This window comes from Nesterenkonia alkaliphila (assembly GCF_009758175.1).
Taxonomy (GTDB): Bacteria; Actinomycetota; Actinomycetes; order Actinomycetales; family Micrococcaceae; genus Nesterenkonia; species Nesterenkonia alkaliphila.
On sequence record NZ_WRPM01000023.1, the window covers coordinates 24,682 to 51,535 of the forward strand.

A 26,854-nucleotide genomic window follows, 5' to 3' on the forward strand; every position below is an offset into this window, starting at 1 on the left:
CATCCAGGCTAGGGCACTGATGGCTTTGATGAGGCGGGCAGTAGTGATGCGGTGGGCTGATAGAACTTCCTGATGACCAGGGCGCAGAGGTAGACGGTAGAGAACAGGTGGCCGAACACTGCGGCCACGTAGAGCTTCTCGTCGAAGAGGTGCTGCGGATCAGCCTCACTGACCCGGGCGGCCAGGTGCATCCAGATCGCCCAGAAGTGCAGGATCTGGAACCCGTGCCAGATCAGCACATCGCGCAGCTTAAGCCCGGCCAGGGCAATCAGCGGAACCAGCCAGATCATGAACTGCGGGGAGTAGACCTTGTTGAAGATCATGAATGCCGCCACGATCAGCAGCAGCAGCGGGACCAGCTGCGGGCGCTGCGGGGTGGTCAGACCGATCAGCAGCACCACCGCGCAGCTCAGCACGAACAGTGCGGTTGACCAGAAGCTCACTGCCTCGGCACTCATCTGCTCCCCGCTGAGCACACCGGTCACCTGCCAGATCGAGGACCAGCCGGCTCCACGCTCGGCGGAGAACACATAGAACTCCGCCCAGGCCTCGCCGCTGATCAGCAGCACCGGCAGATTGAGTGTCAACCAGGCGACGACGCCGCCGGCGGCAAGTCTGCCGAGATCAGCCCACCTGACAGCGTGCTCATCTGTCTCTTTCCTCAGGTAGGCGCGCAATGCCAGGGTGAAGACTGCCCCGAGCAGAAACAGCGGGTAGAGCTTCAGCGAGACTCCGATCCCCATCGCCACCCCCGCCCAGAGCCACTGCTGGCGCAGACACAGCAGCATCGCCAGGGCCAGGGCCGCGGCCGCGAAGATGTCCCAGTTGATGCCCAGACCCAGGATGATCGCAGGGGAGAGCGCCACCACAGCGGCCTGCCAGGGGCGGGGACCGGCAGCCTTCATCACCGCCCAGGTGAGCAGGAACCATGCCAGGGATCCCGCAAGGAAGGTGAGGTCCCAGTACAGCAGCCCACTGCGCCCCTCCCAGTAGGCAAGTCCGGTCCCGCCCAGGACTGCATCGGTACCGTGGGTCAGGGCTGCCAACGCCGAGGCCAGCACCATGGTCAGCGCCGGGTACTCGAAGTGGGAGTAGTCCGGGTGGAACGGCGCCCAGGGGTGTTGGGCGAAGTCGCGGGATCCCCAGAGCGCGGAGACATCGGAGTAGCAGCCCCAGTGGTAGACCCCGGTGCCGCCCCAACCGTTGATCCGGCAATACTGAGAGGCCAGCAGCGCCAGCAGCACTCCCACCGCGGTCATTGCCAGCAGTATCCGGGTGATGGTCCAGAACCCGGTGCGCTGTGTGCGCAGCCTGCTGCCAGCAGGCCCGCCCCACCGGTCCGACAAATGGCGTAATGTCGGATCGACTGAGGACAGCGGCTGAACTGTTTGGCTCACCCAACCACCCTATGATGGATAGGTTGCATCGATCGAAGGAGACGAGATTGTCAGAGAATCCGGTACGGGTAGCCCTGGTGGGCGTCGGCAACTGCGCGGCATCGCTGGTGCAAGGCGTAGAGTACTACAAGGACGCACCACCGGACCAGGATGTGCCGGGTCTCATGCACGTGCAGTTCGGGGATTATCACATCTCTGATGTGGAGTTCGTGGCTGCTTTCGATGTGGACGATAAGAAGGTCGGCAAGGATCTCTCTGAGGCGATCATCGCCAGTGAGAACAACACTATCCAGATCGCTGAGGTCCCCTACGCCAATGTGGACGTGAAGCGCGGGCCCACCCTGGACGGCCTGGGTGACTACTACCGGCAGACCATCCATGAGTCCGCCTTCGACCCCGTGGATGTGGTGGCCGCACTGAAAGAGGCACAGGCGGAAGTCGTCGTGTGCTACCTGCCGGTGGGCTCCGAGGAGGCTGCCAAGTTCTACGCCCAGGCGGCCATCGATGCCGGCTGCGCCTTCGTCAATGCGCTGCCGGTATTCATCGCCGGCACCGAGGAATGGGCGGCCAAGTTCACCGAGGCCGGGCTGCCGATCGTCGGTGATGACATCAAGTCCCAGGTCGGGGCCACCATCACCCACCGCGAGCTGGCACATCTGCTGGAGGACCGCGGGGTCCACCTGGACCGGACCTACCAGCTGAACTTCGGCGGGAACATGGACTTCATGAATATGCTCCAGCGCGACCGGCTGGAGTCCAAGAAGATCTCCAAGACCCAGGCGGTGACCTCCAACACCTCCGCGAAGCTGGCTGACCGGGATGTGCACATCGGCCCCAGCGACTATGTGCCCTGGCTCGATGACCGCAAATGGGCCTATATCCGCCTAGAGGGCCGGAACTTCGGTGACGCTCCGCTGTCCATCGAGCTGAAGCTGGAGGTCTGGGACTCGCCGAACTCCGCCGGAGTGATCATTGATGCGATCCGGGCCGCGAAGATCGGCCTGGACCGCGGAGTCGGCGGGCCTCTGCTGGCAGCTTCGAGCTACTTCATGAAGTCCCCGCCGGAGCAGTACTACGACGATATCGCCCACGAGAAGGTCGAAGCCTTCATCCGCGGCGAGGTCGAGCGCTAGTACAGCTAGGAGCCAGCGGACCCTGCTCAGAGGTTCTCAGCAGCCCACTGCCTGAGCAGGGCCACCGCGGCCTCATGGTCCACCGGACCGTGCTCCATGCGGTGCTCAAGCAGGAAGTTGTAGGCCCGGCCCACCACCGGCCCCGGCGGGATATCCAGAATCTCCATGATCTGCTTACCGTCCAGATGCGGGCGGATCTTGGCCAGCTCCTCCTGCTCCTGCAGCTGGGCGATGCGGGTCTCCAGCTCACCGTAGTTCCGGGCCAGCCGAGCGGCCTTCTTCCGGTTCCGAGTGGTCACATCGGAACGGGTCAGCCGGTGCAGCCGCTCCAGTTGGTCGCCGGCGTCGGTGACGTATCGGCGCACCGCTGAGTCAGTCCAGCCCTGGTCCCCGTAGCCGTAGAAGCGCATATGCAGCTCCACCAGGTGGCTGACGGCCCGGATGGTCTCCTTGTCGAACTTCAGCGCCTGCATCCGTTTGCGGGTCAGTTTGGCCCCGACCACATCGTGGTGCCGGAAGCTGACCCCTCCGCCGGGTTCAAACCGGCGGGTCTTGGGCTTGCCCACATCGTGCATCAGTGCGGCGAAGCGCAGCACAAAGTCAGGCCCCGGCACCGGACCCTCGGGCCCGGTCTCCAGCTGCGCGGCCTGCTCCATGACCTGCAGGGAGTGCTGGTAGACATCCTTGTGCCGGTGGTGCTCATCGTCGGTGAGCTTCAGGGCTGGAACCTCCGGCAGCACAATATCGGCCAGTCCGGTCTCCACCATCACATCCACCCCGGCGCGCGGGTGGGCCCCGCAGATCAGCTTCACCAACTCGGCCTGGATCCGCTCTGCGGAGACGATCTGAAGCCGCCCGGCCATCTGAGTCATCGCAGTGCGCACCTCCTCAGCCACCTTCAGGCCCAGCTGGGCGGCGAACCGGGCAGCGCGCATCATCCGCAGCGGATCATCGCTGAAGCTCTGCTCCGGGGTTGCTGGGGTGCGCAGCAGCCCGGCATAGAGGTCCCGCACCCCGCCGTGGGGGTCCACCAGTTCAAAGCTGGGCAGCCGCAGTGCCATCGCGTTGACTGTGAAGTCCCGGCGCAGAAGGTCATCGGCCAGTGAGTCGCCGAAACGCACCTGCGGCTTCCTGGACGCCGGATCATAGGCCTCAGCCCGGTAGGTGGTGACCTCTAGAGTGTCATGGCCACGGCGGATGCCGATAGTCCCGAAGGCACGCCCAATATCCCAATGGGTGTCGGCCCACCCGGTGACCACATGGATGATCTCCTCCGGGGTGGCGTCAGTGGTGAAGTCCAGATCCGGGGAGACCCTGCCCAGGAACAGGTCGCGGACCGGTCCGCCCACCAATGAAAGGTCGAATCCTGCCCGGGAGAACAGCTCTCCAAGCTCTAGCACAACATCGGGCAGCTCGGCTCCTGCGGGGAAGCCCTGGGGAAGTGAAACCATAACGGGCAACAGTCTGGCACAACCCGGCGTTAAAGTAGGTACATGACCAATGCGGAAACCGGAGGTGAACGGCGCACCCCCCTGACAGTGTCGATGGGTGCTCGCCGGGCCACCGGTTCTGCCTTCTCACGGCCCAATGGGCACCTGCCCACTGTGGAGGAGGTCAGCGCAGGCGGCGTCGTCATCACCCCGGCCTCCCGTGGGTTCGAGGTGGCCATCATCGCCCGCTACAACCGGGGCGGCAGGCTGGAGTGGTGCCTGCCAAAGGGCCATCCGGAGGGGGCTGAGTCCCACGAGGAGGCCGCGGTGCGGGAGGTGGAGGAGGAGACCGGTATCGCCGGGTCCATCCTCACCCAGCTCGGCAGCATCGAGTACTGGTTCACCGTACCGACCCACCGGGTGCACAAGACCGTGCACCACTATCTGATGGAGGCCGTGGGCGGGGAGCTGACCATTGAGAAGGACCCGGATCATGAGGCGGTGGATGTGGCCTGGGTGAATCTGGACCAGCTGGACCGGATCCTCTCTTTCCCCAATGAGCGGCGAATCGTGGCCGCCGCCAAGCAGGTCATCCAGGACTCGCTGTGAACTTCGGGCTATAGTCACCACCGATGAGCCGCACACCTTCCCCCTACCGGCCCCGGCACCGCGGACAGTCCCCGACGACGCCGCCCGCCGCCCCCGCAGCACCGCCCGCCGACCCTGCAACACCGCCCGCCGACCCTGCAACACCACCCGCCTCTGCCGCACCGCCCGCCCCCTCGCATGTGCCGAAGTCCGGGATGGCGGTGGCCTCTGTGGTGATGGCCGCCGGCACCACGGTCTCCCGGGTGCTGGGATTTGTGCGCACTGCCCTGCTGGCGGTGGCGATCGGCGCCACCACCACAATGGCCGATGTGTTCGAGAAGGCAAACAGCATTCCGAACATCATCTATCTGCTGCTGGCCGGCGGCATGTTCAATGTGGTCCTGGTGCCGCAGCTGATCAAGGCGGCCAAAGCCCCTGACCGGGGGGCGGACTACATCTCCCGGCTGCTTACCCTGACCATCCTGCTGCTGGGCGGGATCGCGCTGGTGGTCACCCTGGCGGCCTATCCGATCATCAGTGCCCTCACCTATGACTGGACCGAGGCGCAGCTGGCCCTGGGCACCGCTTTCGCGCTGTGGACGCTGCCGCAGATCTTCTTCTACGGCCTCTACGCAGTGGTCGGGCAGGTGCTCAACGCCAATGCCAAATTCGGCTGGTACATGTGGGCCCCGGTGCTGAACAACATCATCGCCATCGGATTCATCCTCGCGTTCATCCTCCTCTTCGGCACCTATTCCGCCGGGGATGATCAGGCCGCAGCCTGGACCACCACTCAGACGGTGATCCTGGCCGGAGGCCACACCCTGGGCGTGGTCACCCAGGCGGCACTGCTGCTCTGGCCGCTGTCCAAGCTGGGCATCCCGCTGCGGCCCAAGTTCGGGTTCCGCGGCCTGGGGATGGAGCAGACCGGCAAGATCGCGCTCTACACGCTGATCACCATGGTGGTGGGCAATGTGTCGATCCTGCTGCATATGCGCCTGGTCTCAGGTGCCACCGCGGCGCGGGCGACCATGGAGGACGGTGCCCATATCCCCGGCGAGTACGCAGCCAATATTGCTGAGCTGATCGTGCTTCTGCCGCATTCGGTGTTTGTGCTTTCCATGGCCACTGTGCTGTTCAACCAGATGGCCGCCCATATGCAGGCCGAAGACCACGGGGCCGCCCGCTCCACGATCAACCGAGGGCTGCGGATCTTCGCGATCCCGATGATGTTCTCCACAGTGGTGTTCATTGTGCTGGCCGGGCCAATCGGCCGGCTCTTCGGCGGCAGTTCGGAGGAGGCCGCGGCAGCCGGTGCCGCGATCGCCCAGCTGCTGATCATCTATGCTGTGGGCCTGCCGTTCCGCTCAGTGCAGTTCTATCTGATCCGCACTTTCTATGCTGCCGAGGATGCCAGAACCCCCATGATGGTGAACCTCACACTGGTGCCGATCGGGCTGACCATCACTCATCTGTGTGCCCTGCTGCTGCCCCATCACTACATTCCCTACATTGTGGTGGGCCTGTTCAGCACGCTGAACATCGCCCGCACCATCATCTTCCACCTCCTGGCCACCCGCCGCTGGGGCCATTACGGGCTCGCCAGCGTGCTCACCGCTTATATCTCCTCCGGGTTCGCCGCCCTGGCCGCCGGTTGCGCCGGCGTGCTGATGCTGGCCCCGCTGGGCGGGTTCACCTGGGGCTTCGCCTGGAACTCGATCGGCACAGCAGTGGTGAGTTGTGCCCTGGTGGTACTGGTGATGGCGCTGGTGTACTTTGTGGTGCTGCGGGCTGCCCGGGTCCGTGAGTTCGGCGAGTTCATGGAGCCGGTCTCCCGGCGCGTACCGGCCCTGGCGCGACTGGCCCGCTGAGCAGCGGCCCTTCACCGGGATTCGCCGGTAGGCTTGTGGTCCACAAACTCTGACAGTCCTGGGAGGAGATGAGACGTGCCCCAGCCGTTCGGCATCGGTGATGTGGTCGGCGGTCGCTACCGCATCACCCACCATGTGGTGACCTCCGCGGATCAGGACATCATTTTCCAGGCAACCGATAATCTGCTGGGCCGTGAGGTCTCGGTACTGCTGGCCTCCCGGGCCAATGCCAAGCAGGTGGCCACCTCCGCCAAGGAGCTGGCCACCGGCGAGCGGGAGTCTCCGGTGGAGGTGCTGGATCTGGGTTTGGCGGAGGACCGTACCTTCCTGATTTCCACAGTGGTGGACCCCAATCAGCTGCTGGATCTGGTGGTCCCGGATACCGCACCCTATGTGGAGCCGTACTACACCGATTCACTGGGTTCTGAACTCTTCGGACAGTCTCGGGAGATGCAGCCGCAGACCTATGAGGACGACGCCGAGTACTACGCCCGTCTGCAAGCTGGCCTAGGTGCCGGGGAGCGTGAGCGGCGCCGAGCCCTGCGCCCGGCGTTCCTGGACCTGGTCACCCCGGCGCACCGGCGCAGCCCGGAGCCCTCCGAGTCCGCTGAAGCTCCTGCAGCGGCGAACCCTGAGTGCAGCCTGGAGGAGCTTGAGTCAGAACTTGAGTCAGCCGGGGATGTGCACGGTCTGAGCATCTCCCGGGAGATCAGCCGGATCTCCTTCTCCCTGCGCAGCGACCTGGATGTGGTGGAGGCCGATCCGGCCGCCGATGTTGCGGAGGACCCGATTGAGGCCATCACCGCTGCACCCGGCGCAGCCGGGCCACTGGCTTCCGAAACGCGCGCGGATGCGGAGCAGCCGGGTGACCCTGGTCAAGGAACTCCGCCCGGCTCGCCGCAGGATCCGCTACCCGCTGTTGAGCCGGAGCCGAGGTCCGGACAGGATACTGCACAGGGTGTGCCTGGGGCAGGGGTGGAGTCCTTCGGAGCCTCAGTACCTGGTGGACCCTTTGTGGAGAGTGCACCCTCGGCAGCGATCTCCACTGTTGGGGTCAGTTCCGCAGGGTCCAGCCATCCCGGTCTGAAGGTCGATGAGCTGCTGGCCCAGGGGGAAGAGGTGGTGGATGACCCGCCTGAGACCCCGGACGAGTCCTATGACCGGCACAGTCTGGTGGAGCCCCCGGTGCCGCAGGCTGCTGGGAATCCCCCCACTCAGCAGCAGCACCTAGGACTAGACGGGGGTTCTGCCTCCGCCCAGGAGCCCGGCAGCTTCACCACCTTAATCAGCACTGTGCCGCAGCGGACCCCGAGCGCATTCCCGGCAGGTGCCGGCAGCAGCGAAACTCCCCTGCAGGAGACGCTCCATCTGGGGGGAAACACGAATGGCACCAGCAAGGTACCGATCAGCAGATGGATCGCCCTGGGCACCCTCGCTGTGCTGTTACTCGCCGCGGCAATCATCGTCTTTGCGATCCTTACAGGAAACTGAGCCCTCCTGCAGCGGCTTTCGTACCTTGGAAACAGGGTTCGCGGAATATGCCGCATCCCCGTATCGTTCGACCTGCTAGACGATCCCGCCATTCGTAAGGAACTCACGTGACTGACCAGACTCTCCCCGACCAGGTTCATGATGTTGTGATCATTGGTTCCGGTCCTGCCGGGTATACCGCTGCGGTCTACACCGCCCGGGCGAATCTGAACCCTGTGGTGCTGGCTGGTTCGGTCACCGCCGGCGGTGAGCTGATGAACACCACCGAGGTGGAGAATTTTCCTGGATTCCCAGAGGGTATTCAGGGCCCTGACCTGATGATGAATATGGAGGCCCAGGCCCGCCGGTTCGGTGCTGATATCCGCCACGAAGATGCCACAGCAGTCGCTCTTGAAGGGCCGGTTAAGGAGATCAGCACGGGATCCGGGGGTGTGCTGCATGCTCGCACGGTGATCCTGGCTACCGGTTCCGCCTACCGGGAGCTGGGCGTTCCCGGTGAGAAGGAGCTCTCCGGACACGGGGTGAGCTGGTGCGCCACCTGTGACGGTTTCTTCTTCCGTGAACAGGTCATCGCGGTGGTCGGCGGCGGCGATTCAGCCATGGAAGAAGCCCTCTTCCTGACAAAGTTCGCCTCGAAGGTCTTTGTCATCCACCGGCGGGACTCACTGCGCGCATCGCAGATCATGGCAGACCGCGCTAAGGCCAACGAGAAGATCGAGTTCATCTGGAACTCAGAGGTCACCGAGGTCCGCGGTGAGGGGAAGGTCAGTCAGCTGGCACTGCGCAACACTGTGGACGGCACGGAGTCCACCCTGGATGTGACAGGTTTGTTTGTGGCTATTGGTCATGACCCGCGGGTGGAGTTGTTCCAGGACCAGCTGCAGCTGACTGAGGACGGCACAGTGAAGGTGACCGGGCGGACCTCCAAAACCTCCCTGCCAGGTGTATTCGCCGCCGGTGACGTGCTGGATCCGCACTATCGCCAGGCCATCACAGCCGCCGGCTCCGGCTGCGTGGCCGCTCTGGATGTGGAGCACTACCTGGCAGACACCGCAGCTGACGACGCCGCCGAAACCCGTGTCGCAGAGCCAGCCTCCGTCTGAACCCCACCCGAGAACCAAGACCTCCACTGAAAGGAGCGGATACCATGTCCGATCTCAAAGCAGTCACCGATGCAAGCTTCGAAGAAGACGTCCTCAAGGCGAGCAAGCCCGTACTGGTCGACTTTTGGGCTGAGTGGTGCGGTCCCTGCCGCGCTCTGACGCCCGAGCTCGAGAAGCTCGCAGCAGCCCACGAGGACAAGATCGAGGTGGTCAAGGTCAACGTGGATGAGAATCCGGCCATCGCCGCCAAGTACGGCATCACCTCCATCCCTGCCGTCTTCGCCTTCAAGGACGGGGAGAAGGTGCACACCAGCATTGGCGCCAAGCCGCAGCCAGCACTGGAGCAGGAGTTCTCCGACCTGCTGAGCTGAAGAACCTCCTCCTTGGGTCTCCTGCCCTCCGCCCAGCCCCTGCTGAGCATGCAGTTAGCCTCGCGGAGCCGCAGAGACTCAGCCCGGACGTGTTGGCCCGCCCCCGCAGGAGCCTGACGTCTGTGACCCGCGCGGATCCGTGATCCGTGCGGGTCACCTCAAGCCGGGTCTTTAGGACCCTACCGCAGGCCCTCCTGGTGGGCGGGTCATTGTGCCCGGACGAGACCTGTGCCGGTGCGGGAACTACCGCTGGATGTGAAGGCCCAGAGTATCCAGTATCCGCTCCAGATCCTCCAGCCCGGCGAAGTCGATCGCAATCCGCCCTTTTCTTGCGCCCAGGCTGATCTTCACCTGAGTGTCGAGCTTGTCAGTGAGGGCCTCAGCGTATTCCTCCAGTTCCTGGACCCGAGTAGTACTGGGCAGACGACTGGTTTCACGTGAAACCCTCTCCTGGGCGGCACCCTTCTTCAGCAGTGTGGCCTGCTCCTCAGCACTGCGGACCGACAGGCCCTCGGCGATGATCCGCTGGGCAAGCTCCTCCATCAGCTCCTCTGTGTCCAGACTCAGCAGTGCGCGTGCGTGGCCCGAGGAAAGTACTCCCGCAGCGACTCTGCGCTGTGCCGCGGCCGGAAGTCTCATCAGGCGCAGGGTGTTGGAGATCTGCGGCCTAGAACGGCCGATCCGTTTGGACAGTTCCTCCTGGCTGATTCCGAAGTCGTCAAGCAGCTGCTGGTAGGCAGCTGCTTCCTCCAGGGGATTCAGCTCAGAACGGTGAATGTTCTCCAGGAGGGCATCGCGCAGCAGATCATCGTCCGAGGTGATCCTGACTACGGCCGGAACCGTTGGGCGGCCCGCTGCCTTGGAGGCTCGCCAGCGCCGCTCACCCATGATGAGCTCATACTGGCCGTACGGTGCCGGCCGCACCACGATAGGCTGCAGCACTCCAATCTCACGCACAGAGTGCACCAGTTCCGCCATGTCCTCTTCGTCGAACACCTGACGAGGTTGTTTGGGATTGGGCCGAATCTCCTCCACAGGTATGGCACGGAACTCGGCACCCTGCACGGGCTGCTCCGTTTCACGTGAAACATGCACCCCGTCTGAGATCTGCTCGACAGGATCCTCTCGACGGGAGGAACCCAACAGATCCGGCATCTCGGCCCGCTGTGACCCTTTCGGGCGGCGCGATGCAGTGGCATGCCGTCTAGTACCGGATCCTCCCGGCACAGAAGCGTCCCGAGAGATTCGCTGTGTCTCCAAATGGGACTTCGCAGAGAAGAACACATCTATCGGGCGTTCCGGACGCTCCGTTTCACGTGAAACATCCAGCGGTTCTGCTTCCGTCTCGGGCTCTACCGGCGGTACCGCATGTACGGCAGCCCCAGAGACGGCCCGCCCTTCATTGTCGCTATTGATGAGAGCGCCAAGCCCTCTCCCGAGTCCGCGTTTCTTCCGTTCAGCCATGCCAATAGTCTACGTCTCATATGCGTGAGTTTCTGTTGTTGCGCTGTCCTGCTCCGCAGTTTCACGTGGAATCTGCGCACAGTGGATGGTCCCAGCAGTCCGCAGCCGCTGCTCATCGGCTGCTCACACTGGAGAAGAGCCCGCTGGAATGCAACAGCCAGCTCACACCGACGGAGACACCTGCGCCCCCGCTCATCAGTCGGAGCCTCGGCACGCTATGGCTCGTTGGCGTTTCACGTGAAACGGCCGGTTGATAGCTTTGGTAGACAGTGGTTGGCGGTGGGAGGTACCAGAGCAAAAAGCCGCGGCGCCCACACGGTTGAACCTCTAGCGCGCCAAGACTGCTGGAGGCTTCCATCATGCGAGTCATTCAGCGGTCCTGATTCCCCGAGCTGCAAGCTGATACTTGATGGAGGCCTTAGCCGATACTTCGTAACGGTCCTGACCAGATTCCCTAGACTCTCGCCTCAGACGCCGTGGGTGAGGTCTGATCAGCAGCACTGAACTCATAACTGGTGCGCAAAGCGACTGGGACGTACTCAATCAGCCGGTGATCGAGACCTCAGACAGTCACAACTAATTCTGTTTCATGTGACACACCAGTTCCTGGGGTGCCGCCGCCCGTGGGCTATGAAGGCCTACCCCTGGGAATCCCGTGCATATTCTTATCGATACCCGGTGCACTATCGCTGAAGAGCCCCGGCCTCTGTGGGTCCGCCCTGAGGCCATAGGGCGCGGAGTTTCACGTGAAACGGCACAGATCAACCCCACCCGTCGCCCCGTCCTCACCACTCGGCACTGGCCTGGACCCCTTGAGTCGCAGATCGCGGCGCTCGGTATCACCAGTACCGAAAAGACTCACAGAGGCCGTCTCTGCAGGATCAGTCAGGTATCTCGCCCTAAGGCAGAGCAGGAGCGGTTCGGGCCGGGCCTCCGTGGTCTTCTGCGAGAAAGGACGGATCCCCCAACCGCCCGTGTGGTGTTCTGCGAGGAAGGATGAATCCCCAAGCAGCCGTCCGCCACCGAAGCGCGTCGGACGAGGCTCAACGTTTCACGTGAAACGCCTAGGGTGTGAGGCTCAGCCCCGTTGGACCAGTTCAGCCGCAGCTTCGAGATAAGCCAGAGCGCCTGTGGAGGACCGGTCATAGGAGATCACCGACTGCTGGTAGCTGGGCGCCTCAGCAATGCGTACGCTGCGGGGGATTTTGGTCTCCAGCACCTCGGTTGGGAAGTGTTCCTTGACCTCCTCCACCACCTGTGCCGCCAAATTGGTGCGGGCATCGTACATGGTCAGCAGAATGGTGGAGACCTTCAGCACCGGGTTCAGATGCTTCTGGATCATGCTGATGTTATTCAGCAGCTGGCTCAGCCCCTCCAGGGCGTAGTACTCGCACTGGATAGGGATGAGCACCTCCTTGGCTGCCACAAATGCGTTGACCGTCAGCAGTCCCAGGCTCGGTGGACAGTCGATAAACACATAGTCGAGGCGTTCCAACCCATTCTGCTCCCGATGCTGGAAATACTCCTCCAGTGCCCGGTGCAGCCGCTGCTCACGCGCCACCAAGGAGACCAGCTCAATCTCAGCCCCGGCCAGGTGGATTGTTGCCGGCACCACGGACAGCCGGTCCACATCGGGGCAGTCCGCTACAACATCAGCGAAGCTGAGATCATTGATGAGCACATCGTAGATGGAGTCGGTCTCAGCCGAGTGAGGGATTCCCAACCCCGTGGAGGCATTTCCCTGCGGATCGATATCTATCACCAGCACGTTGAACCCGTGATCGGCCAGCGCCGCAGCCAGGTTTACTGTCGAGGTCGTCTTACCGACCCCGCCCTTCTGGTTGGACACAGTGATGACCCGGGTCTCCGGGGGCCGCTCTAAGTCCATCTCGGAGAGCCGCTTTCTGCGTGCCTGCTCATCCTTCAGCTGGGCTGCCAGGGGGGATTCGGAGAGTGGGTCAGTCATAAGGTGCAGTCTAAGTCAGGGGGCCGAACCTGCGCAGGTCGGGCTATCCCCGCCGGGAGGAACGGACCACAGTGGTCGGCTGCTCGAGCAGATTCTCACCCAGCAGCTGGACCTGCGGTTGCTGGAGCCGATAGCGCTTAATGGCTTTGGCAGCCGCCTCAATCTCCTCCTGGGCTGAGCGACCCTTGAGGAAGATCAGCTCCCCGTCCTCACTCAGCAAGGGGGCGGTAAGGGGTATCAACTTCTTCAGAGCTGACACGGCGCGGGCTGTGACCACATCTGCCATCACCTCATCGGTGACTTCCTCGGCGCGCGCGCGGATCAGCTGCACGTTCTGCAGTCCGAGGTCCTGGACGACCTCAGCAAGCCAGTCGACCCTGCGTTCCATCGGCTCGATGAGGATGAAATCTGCATCAGGGCGCACCAGCGCCAGTGCGATTCCGGGCAGTCCGGCTCCGGAGCCGACATCGGCCACCGTACCTCCGGCAGGCAGCTCCGGGCCCAGTACCGCACAGTTGAGCACATGCCGCCCCCACATCCGGGGGATCTCGCGGGGACCCAACAGCCCATGCGTGATGCCGGTGGTGCACAGGTGCTCAACATAGCGCTCGGCCAGCCCCAGACGCTCACCGAAGAGGGTTTCCGCTGCGGGACGCTCGGCAGCTGTCAGAGCGGGAATCGGCTCCAGCGGCTCAGTGTCGGAAGGGGGAGTGCTCATCACCGGATACCCGCCTAGTCGGCAGAGACCACCACGTGGCGGCGCTTGGCCTCACCCTCAGACTCGGAGATCAGACCGGCCTCTGCCACGAAGTCATGGACGATCTTACGCTCGTAGGCGCTCATCGGTTCCAAGTGCACATCCTCACCGGTGTCCTTGACCTTGGCCACAGCCTCCTCCGCCAGGCGCTTGAGCTCGTCATTACGGGCGGCTCGTTGTCCATTGATGTCCAGCACCAGGCGGGTACGCTCACCGGTGGCTGCCAGCACTGCCAAGCGAGTCAGCTCCTGCAGAGCATCAAGGACCTCACCCTTGGCGCCCACCAGGTCCTGCAGCTCTTCGCCGCCGTCCTCGGCCTGAATGGAGATGAAAGTGCGCTCACCGCGGATCTCGATCTCGATATCGCCGTCGAGGTCAACAATGTCCAGCAGCTCCTCGAGGTAATCGGCAGCTACATCACCCTCATCGGGGCCGGAGGCGGTGTCATCTGAACTGACGAGTGGGGCGTCGTCGTTCTCTGCTGTACTGACCTGGTTAGCGACTACTGATGCCTCATTGGGATCAACGGTCTCGTTGCCGTGCTCCACTACCTCTTCAGGGGTGGTCTGTTCGCTCATCGCTGTCCCTTTTTCTTCTTCTTTTTCTTTTTCTTCTTCTTGGGCTGGGCGGTGTGGCCCTTGTGCTCGCTCTTGGGCTTGGCGGCCTCCTCGCGCGCCTTGCGAGCCTCCTCGCCCACCGGGGGCAGACCCTTGGCTGCGCGCCGCAGGTTGAGCTCCTTCTCCGCCATGGAGCCGGGGGTGGGGTTGTTGCGGATGACCCACCACTGCTGACCCATAGTCCAGAAGTTGGTCGCGGTCCAGTAGATCAGCACACCCACCGGGAAGTAGACACCGCCGAAGACGAACACCAGCGGTAGGGCGTAGAGCATGATCTTCTGGGTCTGGGCGAACTGTCCCTTCAGCGCGGCCTCAGACATGTTCTTCTGCATCAGCTGCTTCTGGGTGAAGAACTGAGTGCCGACCATCAGAATGATCATCACTGAGGTCAGCGCGATGACTGTCACGGTGCTGCCCATCAACGCCGGATCGCCCTGAGTCGCGCCCAAGAAAGTGTCGGGCATGCCGACCCCGAAGATCCGCGAGTTGGCGAAGCTGGTGACCTCTTCGCCGGAGAGCGCGAAGTAGCCCTCGCTCTGATAATCGGTGTCACCGGTGCCGATCTGCCCGGAGCCGCCTATTCGGTTCAGGCACCAGAACAGTGCCAGGAAGATCGGCATCTGCGCCAGGATCGGCAGACAGGTCATAAACGGATTGACCTTGTGCTTCTTGAACAGCGCCTGCTGCTCCTGGGCCATCGCCTGCCGGGAGACCGGGTCCTTCTTGCCCTTGTACTTGGCCTGCAGCTTCTGAATTTCAGGCTGGATGATCTGCATTCCGCGCTGGGACTTGATCTGCCGCACGAACAGCGGGATCAGGATGATGCGGATCACTAGCACCAGCAGCAGGATGGAGATTGCCCAGTTCCAGCCGGAGCCCTCGGGCAGGCCCATCAGGCTGAGCAGGCTGTGCCACATGCTCAGGATGAAGGAGACAGCCCAGCTGAAGGGCCACATAATCGTGTCGAGGAAAGCCATTACTCTCTTACGGGTGTCAGGTCCGGCGCCGAGCCCTGGGGTGGGAATGTTGTGTGCCGGACACGGTGGTGCGTGAGAAAACCAACCCTCAGACTACCTGCTCAGTCCTCATCCCGTGGAATCGGAGGATGGTTCAGCCGCACAATCGCCGGCAGTTCCTCCTCCGGCCAGGCCCGGTCGGAGGGTGGCACGTGGTCCACCCCGCCCCCGGTGAAGGGATTGCAGCGCAGAATTCGCCAGGCGGTCAACGCACTGCCCCGGAACAGTCCGTGCACTGTCACCGACTCCAGGCCATAGGCCGAGCAGCTGGGGTAGAAGCTGCAGACATTGCCGTAGAGGGGAGAGATCAGTTTGCGCCAGACTCTGATGAAGAGCACCAGAGGGTACGACGCCGCCCGCCGCCACCATCTCCAATACTGAGTCTGTCCGGATGGGCCCCGGCTAGGCTCAGGGCTCACAGAAGAGTGCCCCTGAGATGCCTCAGGATGGGTGTCCAGGTGGTAGAAGTCCCGGTGCCTGATCCAGACCGTCATGGCACGGCCCTCTTCAGCGCCCGGCGGATCCCTGAGGCGAGGTCATTCCTCAGCTGCTGGTGGTCGGACTCGGGGGCCTGAGCCAGGGCACGGACTACAAAATCGCTGCGGGACTGGGGCAGCGGGATCTCTCCGCTGCGCAACAGCTCAGCAACTAAGTGCCTGAGCCGGCGCACGGTACGGTGCCGGACCACCGCATTGCCCACTGCTTTGGAGACGATGAACCCGCAGCGCCACTGCGGGCTCTGATGCTGAGAGTCAACCAGCACTGAGACCACTACAGTGGCTGTTCCCGCACGGCTGCCGCGGCGCATCACAGCGGAGAAGTCCTGCGGGCGGGTGATCCGGTGCTCCTGGGGCAGCACGCCTATCCTCCCTGGCTGAGATCTGGTGCGGCTCTGGTCAGCAGCCTACTGCTGCCGGCTGGCTGCACAGACAGGTAGGGCCCACAGTCCTCTGAGACTGCGGGCCCTGACGTGCGCTGTGCTGAAGCAGCTGCCTCAGGCAGACAGCTTCTTGCGCCCGGCGCTGCGGCGCGAGGCGATGATGGAACGGCCGGCGCGGGTGCGCATCCGGGAACGGAACCCGTGCTTGCGGCTGCGACGGCGGTTGCTCGGCTGAAAAGTCCGCTTGCTCACTGTGTACTCCCAAAGGTGATGGTCAAAGTCTGAACTGCCATTTAGGCGCGCAGGTACGCGTCAGGCCCATTTGCGACTGGTCAACGGTAGTCCCACTACCACGTCCGGGTCAAATTCCCGTGCACCCGACACTGTGCATAACCCTGTGTGAAACTCCAAAGTTTTCCACAGTTGCAGTCCCCAGCCGCCTCAGCACCGCCGATTCATTCAGCCGTCCGTTTTCCTCAGACCTGTGGAATACTGGGCCCACGCCCTGACCGAGACCACCGACCTACCGCTTGAGAGAACCGCGTGTCCGCCGACTCCGAAACCTCCGCACCCACCCCACCAGGCCCTCCGGCCTCCGTCTCTGCAAAGTGGCAGCAGGTACTTACCGAGCTGCGTGAGCATCACGGGATCACCGGGCTGAAACTAGCCGATGTGGCCCGTGCGGTGCCACAGTCGGATCAGCTCATCGGGGACACCCTGCTGCTGGCGGTACCCCATGAACGGGTGCGGCAGCTGCTGCACTCCACTCTGCAGACCGAACTCTCCCAGGCCCTGCGCACAGTATTCGGCAAGGACATTCTCTGTGCCTATGTGATCGATCCCGAACTGGCCCGCGCGCAGAAGGACCGGGACGAGGCTGCCGCATCGCAGACCCCCAGTGCTGCACCGCCCCCCAGCCGAACCCACAGCTCAGCGCCGAGTGCCTACAGCGCGAACACCGCCGAGCAGAGTATGGGTTCTCCTGCCGCAGCACCGCCCCTGCCTGCGGAGACTCCCCAAGAACCCAGCAGCTTCGAGTCCCGGCTCAGCCGGGAGCAGATCCGGACCCGCCCAGGCTATTCCGAGGCCAGTGCCGCCCAGCCCGGGGCCGGACTGGCGGAGACCTCCCGCCTGAACCCCCGCTACACCTTTGACACTTTTGTGATCGGCTCCTCGAACCGCTTTGCCCATGCTGCAGCCAATGCTGTGGCTGAGGCTCCCGCCAAGGCCTATAACCCGTTGTTCATCTATGGTGACTCCGGGCTGGGCAAGACCCACCTGCTGCACGCCATCGGCCACTACGCCCAGCGGCTGTACTCCGGCATCCGAGTGCGGTATGTGAACTCCGAGGAGTTCACCAACGACTTCATCAACTCCATCCGCGATGACGAAGGTGCCAGCTTCAAGCACCTCTACCGCAATGTGGACATCCTGCTGCTGGACGATATCCAGTTCCTGGCTGATAAGGAACGCACGGTGGAGGAGTTCTTCCATACGTTCAACACCCTCTACAACAACAATAAACAGGTGGTCATCACCTCCGATGAGCCGCCCAAACAGCTTTCCGGGTTCGAGGAACGCCTGCGCTCCCGCTTCGAATGGGGGCTGATCACTGATATCCAGCCGCCAGACTTGGAGACCCGGATTGCGATCCTGCGCAAGAAGGCCAATGCGGAAAACTTCAGCTGCCCCGATGACGTGCTGGAGTACATCGGCTCCAAGATCTCCACCAATATCCGTGAGCTTGAAGGTGCTCTGATCCGAGTCACCGCCTATGCAGCGTTGAACAAGCAGGAGGTTGATCTCTCGCTGGCTGAACAGGTGATGCGCGATCTGATCTCCGATGATCACGCCAAGGAGATCACCGCCCAGCAGATCATCAACGCCACCGCTGACTACTACAGCTTCAGCGTGGAGGATCTGATGTCCAAGTCACGCAGCCGCAATCTGGTCACCGCCCGGCAGATCGCCATGTACCTGCTGCGTGAGCTGACCGAGATGTCCCTGCCGAAGATCGGACAGGAACTGGGCGGCCGGGACCATACCACCGTGATCTATGCCGAACGGAAGATCCGCGAGCTGATGGCGGAGCGCCGAGCCGTGTTCAACCAGGTCACCGAACTGACCAACAAGATCAAACAGGGCCGCTGAGCCTCTGGGCAAACAGGTGTGGAGGGCGGCGTCGTACACATCTTGCACTGATGTAGTTTCGCGCGATGAGCGGGTCTCCGGGGAGTTGACATTCGCTGTCTCCACAGTTTTCCTCACATATCCACAGGCAATGGTGCAGTTCGGGGAGACCACTCCCCACACCTGTGGATAACCTCGTGCAAATTCTGGGGAGAGGAGGCCCCGACCCTGTGCATAACACCCTCCGTCCTGGGGAGAGCCGCATTTATGCGCGGAAAATCCTCCCCGTGTAGTTCACAGCCCCAGGGAGCGTTCCCCACCTGATACCCCACAGGCAGATCGCGCCGATCAGCCGCAAGCAGCCAGTTATCCACAGAATCCACACCCGTTACTACCACTTCTTGTCCTTAAATCCATTAATCCCCTGATAAGCAACAGATCACGCGCCGAACCCAAGATGTTGTGGTTGAAGACCAGGCTTTCGGCATATCTGGGGAACACGGTAAGCTCATCCCTCAGACACACCTGGCCGAATACTTGACACGATGAGGGAGTTCCACCGTGCAGTTCACCGTTGACCGCGACATTTTGTCAGAGGCGGTGTCCTGGGCTGCCCGTGCATTGTCCCCCCGGCCCCCAGCACCGGTGCTCTCCGGGCTGCTCATCACAGCGGAATCCCAGCAGGTAACCATCTCCAGCTTTGACTATGAGGTCTCCGCTCAGCTGCAGATCGACGCTGATGTCTCAGACCAGGGGACGGTGCTGGTCTCCGGCAGGCTGCTCAACGACATCGTGAAGTCACTGCCCAATGCTCCGGTTACGCTCTCTCTGGAGGAGAACAAAGTTGTGGTGGTCTGCCGCTCCTCCACCTTCACGCTGACCACTATGCCTGTGGATGAGTACCCGGATCTGCCGGCTCAGCCTCATGTGGCCGGTGTGGTGGACGGCAGTGAGTTCTCCCGTGCTGTCTCCCAGGTGATTTCTGCAGCAGCCCGTGATGACACCCTCCCGCTGCTCACCGCGGTGAAGCTGGAGATCGAAGGCGAAACCATCACCTTCTTCGCCACCGACCGCTACCGGCTGGCGATGCGTGAGATCACCTGGCGGCCCGCCGACCCCAGCATCTCCACCTCACTGCAGATCAAAGCCAAAACCCTCAATGAGGTGGCCAAGTCCCTGGCCGGCAGCGGTGACCTCTCGATTGCTATTTCGGACGACGACGCCCTGGTCGGCTTCTCCTCCGGAGGCCGCCGCACCACAAGTACTCTGGTGGACGGCGACTACCCCAAGATCCGCCAGCTCTTTCCCGAGGAGACGCCGATCCACGCGGTGGTCAACACCGCTGAGCTCATCGAAGCAGCCCGCCGTGTCTCCCTGGTGGCTGAGCGCAATGGACATGTTCGTCTGCAGTTCGCTGAGAACAACCAGGTCACACTGGATGCCGGGGTCGATGACAATGCCTCGGCCTCAGAGGTCGTGGCTGCACAGCTGAGCGGGGAGCCGATCACCGTCGGCTTCAACCCGGCCTATCTGAACGAGGGGCTGGGTGTCTTTGACACCGAATACCTCCGATTCAGCTTCGTCTCCGCACCCAAACCTGCCATGATCACCGGCCAGCCGGAGGCTGAGGGCGAGAACTCCACAGACTTCCGGTATCTGCTGATGCCGGTCCGGCTGATCAGCCAATAGCCATCCTCCAGGAGCAGCGCCTGTGCGGCTCTCCCGCCTGAGACTCCAGAACTTCCGCAGCTACGCGGATACTGAACTCACCCTTGAGCCCGGTCCCAACGTGCTGTTGGGCTTCAACGGAGTGGGCAAGACCAATATCGCCGAAGCCATCGGCTATCTCTCCAGTCTGTCCTCACACCGGGTACCACAGGACACCCCGCTGATCAGACACGGCGAGGATCAAGCCTTCATCCGTGCGGAGGCCCACCGTGGGGGGCGCACCGCATTTCTTGAGGTGGAGATCAATCCCGGCAGGGCGAACCGAGCCCGAATCAACCGCGGCTCAGCCGTGCCGGCCCAACAGATCCTGGGAACGCTGCGCAGCGTGCTCTTCGCGCCTGAAGACCTGGAACTGGTTAAGGGCTCCCCTGGCGTGCGGCGCCGGTTCTTCGACACTCTTGCCGTCCAACTGCGGCCTGCCCTGGGTCAGCTGCGCCAGGATTATGAGAAGGTGCTGCGGCAGCGCAATGCGCTGCTGAAGTCCATCCGGCATGAGGGGTTTACCCCCACACATGAATCCACTCTGGAGGTATGGGACGCCCAGCTGTCGCAGACCGGGGCCAGGCTGCTGCGGGCCAGGCTGGACATGGTGCTGGCCCTGCGGCCCCAGCTCAGCCAGGGGTACCAGGACATCAGCCACTCAGTGCGCACTGCGACTATGAGGTATCTGTCCTCTCTTGATGGCCACGATGAAGAGCAGGCGGCACCGGCGGAGGCACTGCCGGAGAGCACCGCACTGGAGGAGGCCACAACCGAGCAGCTGGCTGAGCAGCTGCACCAGGGACTGCAAGCGGTGCGCAGACGTGAGCGCGAACGGGGGCTTACCCTGATCGGACCGCACCGCGATGACATTCACTTCAGCCTGGACACCACTCCGGTGAAGGGCTACGCCTCACACGGGGAGACCTGGTCCTATGCCCTGGGGCTGCGCTTGGCCAGCTACCGGGTGATGCTCGATGACGACCCCGAACCCGGCGCTGAGCCCATCCTCATCCTCGACGACGTCTTTGCCGAACTGGATGCCCGCCGCCGCCGTCGGCTTGCCGACCTGGCCACCGGAGCCGAACAGCTGATCGTCACCGCAGCAGTGGACGACGACGTCCCCGAGACCCTCCTCAGCAACGCCTACCGGGTGGAGTCTGCTGACCAGATCAGCACCGCGGTGAAGCTCAGAGCAGGGGAGGTCCAGAATGACTGAGGACCAGCCCTTTGATGCTGCCACTGCGCTGTTCAACCGGTACCGCAAAGCTGCCGAGGAGCGCGGTGAGCGGCGGATGCGCCGGCCCCCCAGAAGCACCTCGCTGACCTCTGATCCACGGGCCGCTACCCTGGACGCCCAGGATGAGCAGTCCGTCCAGCAACGCCGGTCTCGCACCCCGCGTGCGGACTTGCGGGATCCCAAGCCGCTGGGCGAGGCCCTGAAGACCCTGGTGCGCAGCCGCGGTTGGAGCGCCCCCGTAGCGGTGGGCTCAGTGGTCAGCCGCTGGGATCAGCTGGTGGGCAGCAGCATTGCTGAGCATTGCCGACCGGAGCACTTCGAGGACGGTGTGGTGACGGTGGTCTGCGACTCCACGGCCTGGGCCACCAACCTGAAGCTGATGAAGCCCCAGCTGATGGATGTCTTTGAACGCGAGCTGGGCAAAGGCATTGTCACCGAGATCGAGATCCGGGGACCATCAGCCCCCAGTTGGAAAAAGGGCCGCTACACCGTCCGCGGCGGCCGCGGTCCCCGAGACACCTACGGCTAGCAGGCGATATGCCGGGCGGAGGGGCCCTGAGACGATCACAGCCCCATGTGCAGGTGTGCGGATCGCTCCCAGCGGCGGTTCCTGGTCTCCTGGGACATATCTGAGGGCCGAAACCCGCTCAGAAATGCGGAAATACCGGGTGTTCACGGTAGAATGACTGGGTGACTGAACAGGACTCTGCGCACGGCAACTACGGCGCCTCTGACATTACCGTTCTTGAAGGCCTCGAGGCGGTGCGGAAGCGCCCAGGAATGTACATCGGCTCCACCGGTGAGCGGGGACTGCACCACCTGGTCTATGAGGTGGTGGACAACTCAGTCGATGAGGCGCTGGCCGGCTACTGCTCGCACATCCTGGTCACCCTGCAGGAAGACGGCGGGGTCCGAGTGGAGGATGATGGCCGAGGCATCCCAGTCGATATGCACCCCACGGAGGGAATGCCCACTGTAGAGGTGGTGATGACCGTGCTGCACGCCGGCGGCAAATTCGGCGGCGGCGGCTATCAGGTCTCCGGCGGCCTCCACGGGGTGGGCATCTCCGTGGTCAACGCGCTCTCCCGGAAGGTGGAGACCACCATCCGCCGCCAGGGGCACGAGTGGAGCATCGGCTTCGCCGAGGGCGGCAAGACGGTCAAACCCCTCACCCGGGGTGCGGAGACCGACCAGACCGGCACCACCCAAGTGTTCTACCCGGACCCGGAGATCTTCGATTCGGTCGAGTTCAGCTTTGAGACTCTGCGTGCCCGGTTCCAGCAGATGGCCTTCCTCAACAAGGGACTGCGGATCACCCTGCGCGATGAGCGTGACCTCGAGGCCAATGTGGTGGTCGAGGATGAGATCGCAGAACAGCACGACGAGGCGGCAGCACAGGTTCCGGAGGGCGAGGAACCGCCACCGGCCGAGCCCGGCGAGCATGAGCAGGCCCTGGTCGAATCGCCTAAGGGCCGAGTGGTCGTCTACCAGTACGACGACGGACTGTTGGACTACGTCAAGCACCTCAACTCCGCCAAACGGGCTGAGCATGTCCACGAGGACGTCATCGCCTTTGAAGCAGAGGATACTGACCGAGGAATCAGCGCTGAGCTGGCCATGCAGTGGACCCTGACCTACTCAGAGTCCGTGCACACCTACGCGAACACCATCAACACCCATGAGGGCGGCACCCATGAGGAGGGCTTCCGTTCGGCGATGACTGCCCTGATCAACCGGTACGCCCGCGAGAAGAACTACCTCCGGGACAAGGAGGAGAACCTCACCGGCGAGGACATCCGCGAAGGTCTCACCGCGGTGATCTCGGTGAAGCTCTCCGAGCCGCAGTTCGAGGGCCAGACCAAGACCAAGCTGGGCAACTCCGAGGCACGTGGGTTCGTCCAGGGCGTGGTGCACGAGCACCTCGGCGATTGGCTGGAGCGCAACCCCGGCCCGGCCAAAGACATCATCCGCAAGGCCCAGTCCGCCGCCCAGGCCCGGCTGGCCGCGCGCAAGGCCAGGGAGCAGGCTCGTCGCAAATCCCCTCTGGAGACCTTCGGAATGCCCGGCAAGCTGGCCGACTGCTCCTCCAAGGACCCCTCCATCTCCGAGATCTATCTGGTGGAGGGAGACTCCGCGGGTGGTTCGGCCAAACGCGGCCGCGATCCCAGGACCCAGGCCATCCTGCCCCTGCGCGGCAAGATCCTCAACGTGGAGCGTGCCCGCCTGGACAAGGCCCTGTCCAATAACGAGGTCCAGTCGATGATCACCGCCTTCGGCACCGGCATCGGCGAGGAGTTCGACATCACCAAGCTGCGTTACCACAAGATCGTGCTGATGGCAGATGCGGACGTGGACGGCCAGCACATCACCACCCTGATGCTGACCCTGCTCTTCCGCTATATGCGCCCACTGATCGAGCACGGCTACGTGTTCCTGGCCCAGCCCCCGCTGTACAAGATCAAATGGTCCAACGGGGACCCCGACTACGTCTTCACCGATGCTGAGCGCGATGAGGTGCTCACCAAGGGCCGCTCCACCGGGCGCAAACTGCCCAGGGAGCAGGGCATCCAGCGCTATAAGGGTCTGGGCGAGATGGACTACTCCGAGCTGTGGGAAACCACTATGGACCCGGCCAACCGTACCCTGCTGCAGGTCTCCATGGAGGATGCGGCTGCCGCCGATGAGATCTTCTCCATCCTGATGGGCGAGGACGTGGAGTCCCGCCGCAGCTTCATCCAGCAGAACGCCAAAGACGTCAGGTTCCTCGACATCTGATGAGCCGGTCTGCTGCAGGTGAGCAGGCGCCGTCGTACCTACATCTGAGAACACCGCGAAGGAAGTAGCGCAAGTGAGCGAGCACCCCCCAGAGAACTCGGACACCGGTCAGATCCCCGCCCCGCTGGCCGGTGCTGAGGTCGACCGGATCAACCAGGTTGACCTGCAGACCGAGATGAAGCGGTCCTATCTGGACTATGCGATGGCAGTGATCGTGGGCCGGGCACTGCCTGATGTGCGCGATGGGCTCAAGCCGGTGCACCGGCGGGTGCTCTATGCGATGTATGACGGCGGGTACCGGCCCGATCGCAGCTTCAACAAGTGCTCCCGCGTGGTCGGCGATGTGATGGGCCAGTTCCACCCGCACGGCGACAGCGCCATCTACGATGCCCTGGCCCGCCTCATCCAGGACTGGGTGATGCGCTACCCGCTGGCCGCCGGCCAGGGCAACTTCGGCAACCCAGGCGATGACGGGCCCGCCGCACCCCGGTACACCGAGACCAAAATGGCACCGCTGGCCATGGAGATGGTCCGGGACATCAATGAGAACACCGTTGATTTCCAGGACAACTACGACGGCAAGCAGCAGGAGCCGGTGGTCCTGCCGGCTCGATTCCCTAACCTGCTGGTCAACGGCTCCTCCGGCATCGCCGTGGGCATGGCCACCAATATCCCCCCGCACAACCTGCGTGAGGTCGCCTCCGGCGTCCAGTGGTACCTGGAGAACCCCCAGGCCAGCCGCGAGGAGTTGCTGGAGGCCCTGCTGCAGCGGGTGCAGGGACCCGATTTCCCCACCGGTGCCCAGATCCTGGGCACTCAGGGGATCGAGGAGGCCTACCGCACCGGCCGCGGCTCGATCACCATGCGCGCAGTGGTCAACGTGGAGGAGATCCAGAACCGCACCTGCCTGGTGGTCACCGAGTTGCCCTATCACGTGAACCCTGACGCCCTGGCCCGCAAGATCGCACTGCTGGTCAAGGACGGCAAGATTGGCGGAATCGCCGAGATCCGTGATGAGTCCTCCGGACGCACCGGTCAGCGGCTGGTGATCGTACTGCGCCGCGATGCTGTGGCCAAAGTGGTGCTGAACAACCTGTATAAGCACACCCAGCTGCAGGAGAACTTCTCCGCCAATATGCTCGCCCTGGTGGACGGGGTCCCGCGCACTCTGAGCCTGGATGCCTTTGTGCACCACTGGGTGATGCACCAGATCGATGTGATCGTCCGGCGCACCCAGTTCCGGCTGACCAAGGCTGAGGCTGAGGCCCATATCAAGATCGGGCTGCTCAAAGCCCTCGATGACATCGACCGGGTGATCGAGACCATCCGGGGTTCGGCCAGCGTGGACGAGGCCCGTGAGGGCCTGAAGCAGCTGCTGGACATCGATGACGAGCAGGCCACCGCCATTGTGGACATGCAGCTGCGCCGGCTGGTGGGCCTGGAGCGTCAGAAGCTGCAGGACGAGTACGACGAGCTGCAGCGAATGATCGCGGACTTCAAGGAGATCCTGGCCTCCGAGGACCGGCAGCGCCAGATCGTCGGCGATGAGCTGGGCACCATCGTGGAGAAGTTCGGCGATGACCGGCGCACCCACATTCTGCGCGGCTACGACGGGGATATGTCCATGGAGGATCTCATCCCCGAGGAGGACGTAGTCGTCTCCATTACCCGCGACGGCTATGTCAAGCGCACCAAGATTGACAATTTCCGGGCACAGAACCGCGGCGGCAAGGGCGTCCGCGGCGCCCAGCTGCGCGCCGACGATGTGGTGGAGCACTTCTTCGTCACCACCACCCACCACTGGATCCTGTTCTTCACCAACCTGGGCCGGGTCTACCGCACCAAGTGTTACGAGCTCATGGAGGCCGGGCGTGACTCCAAGGGCCAGCATGTAGCCAATCTGGTGGCCTTCCAGCCCGATGAGCACATCGCCGGGGTACTGGCACTGAGAGACTACGACGCCGCCGACTACCTGGTGCTTGCCACCAAGGGTGGTCTGGTGAAGAAGACTAAGCTCACCGACTACGACTCACCCCGGCAGGCCGGGGTGATCGCGATCAACCTGCGGGAGGACGATGAGCTGGTCTCGGCCAAGCTGATCTCCGCTGAGGATGATCTGATGCTGGTCTCCCGCAAGGGACAGTCGCTGCGCTTCACTGCCAGCGACGAGTCACTGCGCCCGATGGGCCGCGCCACCTCCGGGGTGACCGGTATGAAGTTCCGCGAGGATGATGAGCTGCTGACCGCTGATGTGGTCACTGAGGACTCCTATGTCTTCATCGTGACCGAGGGCGGTTACGCCAAACGCACCCATGTGGATGAGTACCGGGTGCAGGGTCGGGGTGGTCTGGGCATCAAGGTCGGCAAGTTCGTTGAGGACCGCGGCAACCTGGTGGGCGCCATGGTGGTTGAGGAGAACGACGAGGTGCTGGTGGTGATGAACTCCGGCAATGTGGTCCGCTCCGCAGTCTCCGGGGTTCCCCCGCGCGGCCGCGACACCATGGGTGTGATCTTCGCCAAACCGCGCAAGAAGGATGCCATCCTCAAGGTGACCTCCGCCTCGGGCGCGGCACTGGTAGCCGCCGGTGAGGGCGCCGCGGAAGTTTCCGAGGGGGCAGCCGAAGGCGAGGGGGCGTCGTCGGCCACACCAGGGGCTGATAACGATGCGGCAATGTCTGAACCTGAGGTTCAGGATTCTGAGAGTGAGAAATAGCCGGATGCAGTACCGTGGACTCTCGATGCACACGCCTTTTCATGCCCATGGAGGTCTCCAGTGAGCGAAAGCAATGATGGTCAGGAGAGCCAGAACAGCTCATCCGAGGCCAAGCGGCGCTTCCCTGCCCCGCGACCCCGTGGCGCCACGCTGACGAATATGCCGGCGATCAAAGAGGAGATCGCCACCGAGCCGCAGTCCGGTA

Annotated in this window: 22 protein-coding genes; 12 read left to right on the top strand and 10 right to left on the bottom strand. The window is 63.3% G+C overall.

Features of this window, described 5'->3' with window-relative positions; genetic code table 11:
* Window positions 1-8: 8 nt before the first annotated feature.
* On the bottom strand, window positions 9-1,397 hold the full coding sequence (locus GNZ21_RS16155; protein WP_157321313.1) for a glycosyltransferase family 87 protein: 1,389 nt from the start codon (window positions 1,395-1,397) through the stop codon (window positions 9-11).
* Window positions 1,398-1,444: 47 nt separating this feature from the next.
* On the opposite strand from GNZ21_RS16155, the gene GNZ21_RS03315 reads away from it, so the two are divergent.
* Entirely contained in the window at window positions 1,445-2,530 is a 1,086-nt protein-coding gene (locus GNZ21_RS03315; RefSeq protein ID WP_157321314.1) for an inositol-3-phosphate synthase, read from the top strand.
* 26 nt (window positions 2,531-2,556) lie between these two features.
* Here the strand turns inward: GNZ21_RS03315 and GNZ21_RS03320 are convergent, their stop codons facing one another.
* Window positions 2,557-3,981, bottom strand: coding sequence for a CCA tRNA nucleotidyltransferase (locus GNZ21_RS03320; RefSeq protein WP_157321316.1), 1,425 nt, complete (start codon window positions 3,979-3,981; stop codon window positions 2,557-2,559).
* 93 nt (window positions 3,982-4,074) lie between these two features.
* Here GNZ21_RS03320 and GNZ21_RS03325 point away from each other — a divergent pair, with 93 nt between their 5' ends.
* The 5 genes from GNZ21_RS03325 to trxA all read left to right on the top strand — a co-directional run bounded on the left by GNZ21_RS03325 (window position 4,075) and on the right by trxA (window position 9,384).
* Window positions 4,075-4,569: an NUDIX hydrolase gene (locus GNZ21_RS03325; protein WP_157321345.1), complete on the top strand. Its 495-nt coding sequence runs from the start codon at window positions 4,075-4,077 to the stop codon at window positions 4,567-4,569.
* 23 nt (window positions 4,570-4,592) lie between these two features.
* The gene (gene murJ, locus GNZ21_RS03330; RefSeq protein WP_229659410.1) at window positions 4,593-6,419 is read left to right on the top strand and encodes a murein biosynthesis integral membrane protein MurJ; all 1,827 of its coding nucleotides are present in this window, start codon (window positions 4,593-4,595) and stop codon (window positions 6,417-6,419) included.
* Window positions 6,420-6,494: 75 nt separating this feature from the next.
* Window positions 6,495-7,910: a hypothetical protein gene (locus GNZ21_RS03335; protein WP_157321318.1), complete on the top strand. Its 1,416-nt coding sequence runs from the start codon at window positions 6,495-6,497 to the stop codon at window positions 7,908-7,910.
* 107 nt (window positions 7,911-8,017) lie between these two features.
* The gene (trxB, locus tag GNZ21_RS03340) at window positions 8,018-9,013 is read left to right on the top strand and encodes a thioredoxin-disulfide reductase (RefSeq protein ID WP_188503514.1); all 996 of its coding nucleotides are present in this window, start codon (window positions 8,018-8,020) and stop codon (window positions 9,011-9,013) included.
* Window positions 9,014-9,057: 44 nt separating this feature from the next.
* Complete coding sequence (trxA, locus tag GNZ21_RS03345; protein ID WP_157321320.1) at window positions 9,058-9,384, top strand: thioredoxin; 327 nt, start codon at window positions 9,058-9,060, stop codon at window positions 9,382-9,384.
* Window positions 9,385-9,627: 243 nt separating this feature from the next.
* On the opposite strand, the gene GNZ21_RS03350 is transcribed toward trxA, so the two are convergent.
* The 8 genes from GNZ21_RS03350 to rpmH form a co-directional block, all read right to left on the bottom strand.
* Window positions 9,628-10,848: a ParB/RepB/Spo0J family partition protein gene (locus GNZ21_RS03350; protein WP_157321321.1), complete on the bottom strand. Its 1,221-nt coding sequence runs from the start codon at window positions 10,846-10,848 to the stop codon at window positions 9,628-9,630.
* Window positions 10,849-11,926: 1,078 nt separating this feature from the next.
* Window positions 11,927-12,814: a ParA family protein gene (locus tag GNZ21_RS03355; protein WP_157321323.1), complete on the bottom strand. Its 888-nt coding sequence runs from the start codon at window positions 12,812-12,814 to the stop codon at window positions 11,927-11,929.
* A gap of 43 nt (window positions 12,815-12,857) precedes the next feature.
* Window positions 12,858-13,532, bottom strand: coding sequence for a 16S rRNA (guanine(527)-N(7))-methyltransferase RsmG (gene rsmG, locus GNZ21_RS03360; RefSeq protein ID WP_157321325.1), 675 nt, complete (start codon window positions 13,530-13,532; stop codon window positions 12,858-12,860).
* A gap of 14 nt (window positions 13,533-13,546) precedes the next feature.
* Entirely contained in the window at window positions 13,547-14,149 is a 603-nt protein-coding gene (locus GNZ21_RS03365; protein WP_157321326.1) for a Jag family protein, read from the bottom strand.
* Window positions 14,146-15,165 (bottom strand): membrane protein insertase YidC, encoded by a 1,020-nt coding sequence (gene yidC / locus GNZ21_RS03370; protein ID WP_157321328.1) that lies wholly within the window; start codon window positions 15,163-15,165, stop codon window positions 14,146-14,148. Before yidC ends, GNZ21_RS03365 begins: the two co-directional genes overlap by 4 nt.
* 101 nt (window positions 15,166-15,266) lie before the next feature.
* A complete protein-coding gene (gene yidD, locus GNZ21_RS15830) occupies window positions 15,267-15,542 on the bottom strand; it encodes a membrane protein insertion efficiency factor YidD (RefSeq protein WP_308805452.1) in 276 nt (91 codons plus the stop codon).
* Window positions 15,543-15,694: 152 nt separating this feature from the next.
* A complete protein-coding gene (rnpA, locus tag GNZ21_RS03380) occupies window positions 15,695-16,063 on the bottom strand; it encodes a ribonuclease P protein component (RefSeq protein WP_188503513.1) in 369 nt (122 codons plus the stop codon).
* Between the two features lie 135 nt (window positions 16,064-16,198).
* The gene (gene rpmH, locus GNZ21_RS03385) at window positions 16,199-16,336 is read right to left on the bottom strand and encodes a 50S ribosomal protein L34 (RefSeq protein WP_188503512.1); all 138 of its coding nucleotides are present in this window, start codon (window positions 16,334-16,336) and stop codon (window positions 16,199-16,201) included.
* A 378-nt stretch (window positions 16,337-16,714) separates the two neighbouring features.
* On the opposite strand from rpmH, the gene dnaA reads away from it, so the two are divergent.
* The 6 genes from dnaA to gyrA all read left to right on the top strand — a co-directional run bounded on the left by dnaA (window position 16,715) and on the right by gyrA (window position 26,649).
* Window positions 16,715-18,235 carry a chromosomal replication initiator protein DnaA gene (gene dnaA / locus GNZ21_RS03390; RefSeq protein ID WP_157321350.1) on the top strand — a complete coding sequence of 507 codons (1,521 nt, stop codon included), beginning with the start codon at window positions 16,715-16,717 and terminating at the stop codon, window positions 18,233-18,235.
* A gap of 540 nt (window positions 18,236-18,775) precedes the next feature.
* Window positions 18,776-19,903 (top strand): DNA polymerase III subunit beta, encoded by a 1,128-nt coding sequence (gene dnaN, locus GNZ21_RS03395; RefSeq protein ID WP_188503510.1) that lies wholly within the window; start codon window positions 18,776-18,778, stop codon window positions 19,901-19,903.
* A 22-nt stretch (window positions 19,904-19,925) separates the two neighbouring features.
* The gene (gene recF, locus GNZ21_RS03400; RefSeq protein WP_188503509.1) at window positions 19,926-21,140 is read left to right on the top strand and encodes a DNA replication/repair protein RecF; all 1,215 of its coding nucleotides are present in this window, start codon (window positions 19,926-19,928) and stop codon (window positions 21,138-21,140) included.
* Entirely contained in the window at window positions 21,133-21,690 is a 558-nt protein-coding gene (locus GNZ21_RS03405; protein ID WP_157321332.1) for a DciA family protein, read from the top strand. Before recF ends, GNZ21_RS03405 begins: the two co-directional genes overlap by 8 nt.
* A 161-nt stretch (window positions 21,691-21,851) precedes the next feature.
* Window positions 21,852-23,936 (top strand): DNA topoisomerase (ATP-hydrolyzing) subunit B, encoded by a 2,085-nt coding sequence (gene gyrB, locus GNZ21_RS03410; RefSeq protein WP_188503508.1) that lies wholly within the window; start codon window positions 21,852-21,854, stop codon window positions 23,934-23,936.
* Between the two features lie 112 nt (window positions 23,937-24,048).
* Window positions 24,049-26,649, top strand: coding sequence for a DNA gyrase subunit A (gene gyrA, locus GNZ21_RS03415; protein WP_229659415.1), 2,601 nt, complete (start codon window positions 24,049-24,051; stop codon window positions 26,647-26,649).
* Window positions 26,650-26,854 lie beyond the last annotated feature (205 nt).

Coding starts and splice junctions, on each gene's coding strand:
- GNZ21_RS03350 (WP_157321321.1), bottom strand. CDS start 10,848: ATGGCTGAACGGAAGAAACGCGGACTCGGGAGAGGGCTTGGCGCTCTC.
- trxA (WP_157321320.1), top strand. CDS start 9,058: ATGTCCGATCTCAAAGCAGTCACCGATGCAAGCTTCGAAGAAGACGTC.
- GNZ21_RS03405 (WP_157321332.1), top strand. CDS start 21,133: ATGACTGAGGACCAGCCCTTTGATGCTGCCACTGCGCTGTTCAACCGG.
- rsmG (WP_157321325.1), bottom strand. CDS start 13,532: ATGAGCACTCCCCCTTCCGACACTGAGCCGCTGGAGCCGATTCCCGCT.
- GNZ21_RS03365 (WP_157321326.1), bottom strand. CDS start 14,149: ATGAGCGAACAGACCACCCCTGAAGAGGTAGTGGAGCACGGCAACGAG.
- yidC (WP_157321328.1), bottom strand. CDS start 15,165: ATGGCTTTCCTCGACACGATTATGTGGCCCTTCAGCTGGGCTGTCTCC.
- GNZ21_RS03325 (WP_157321345.1), top strand. CDS start 4,075: ATGGGTGCTCGCCGGGCCACCGGTTCTGCCTTCTCACGGCCCAATGGG.
- murJ (WP_229659410.1), top strand. CDS start 4,593: ATGAGCCGCACACCTTCCCCCTACCGGCCCCGGCACCGCGGACAGTCC.
- GNZ21_RS03320 (WP_157321316.1), bottom strand. CDS start 3,981: ATGGTTTCACTTCCCCAGGGCTTCCCCGCAGGAGCCGAGCTGCCCGAT.
- GNZ21_RS03355 (WP_157321323.1), bottom strand. CDS start 12,814: ATGACTGACCCACTCTCCGAATCCCCCCTGGCAGCCCAGCTGAAGGAT.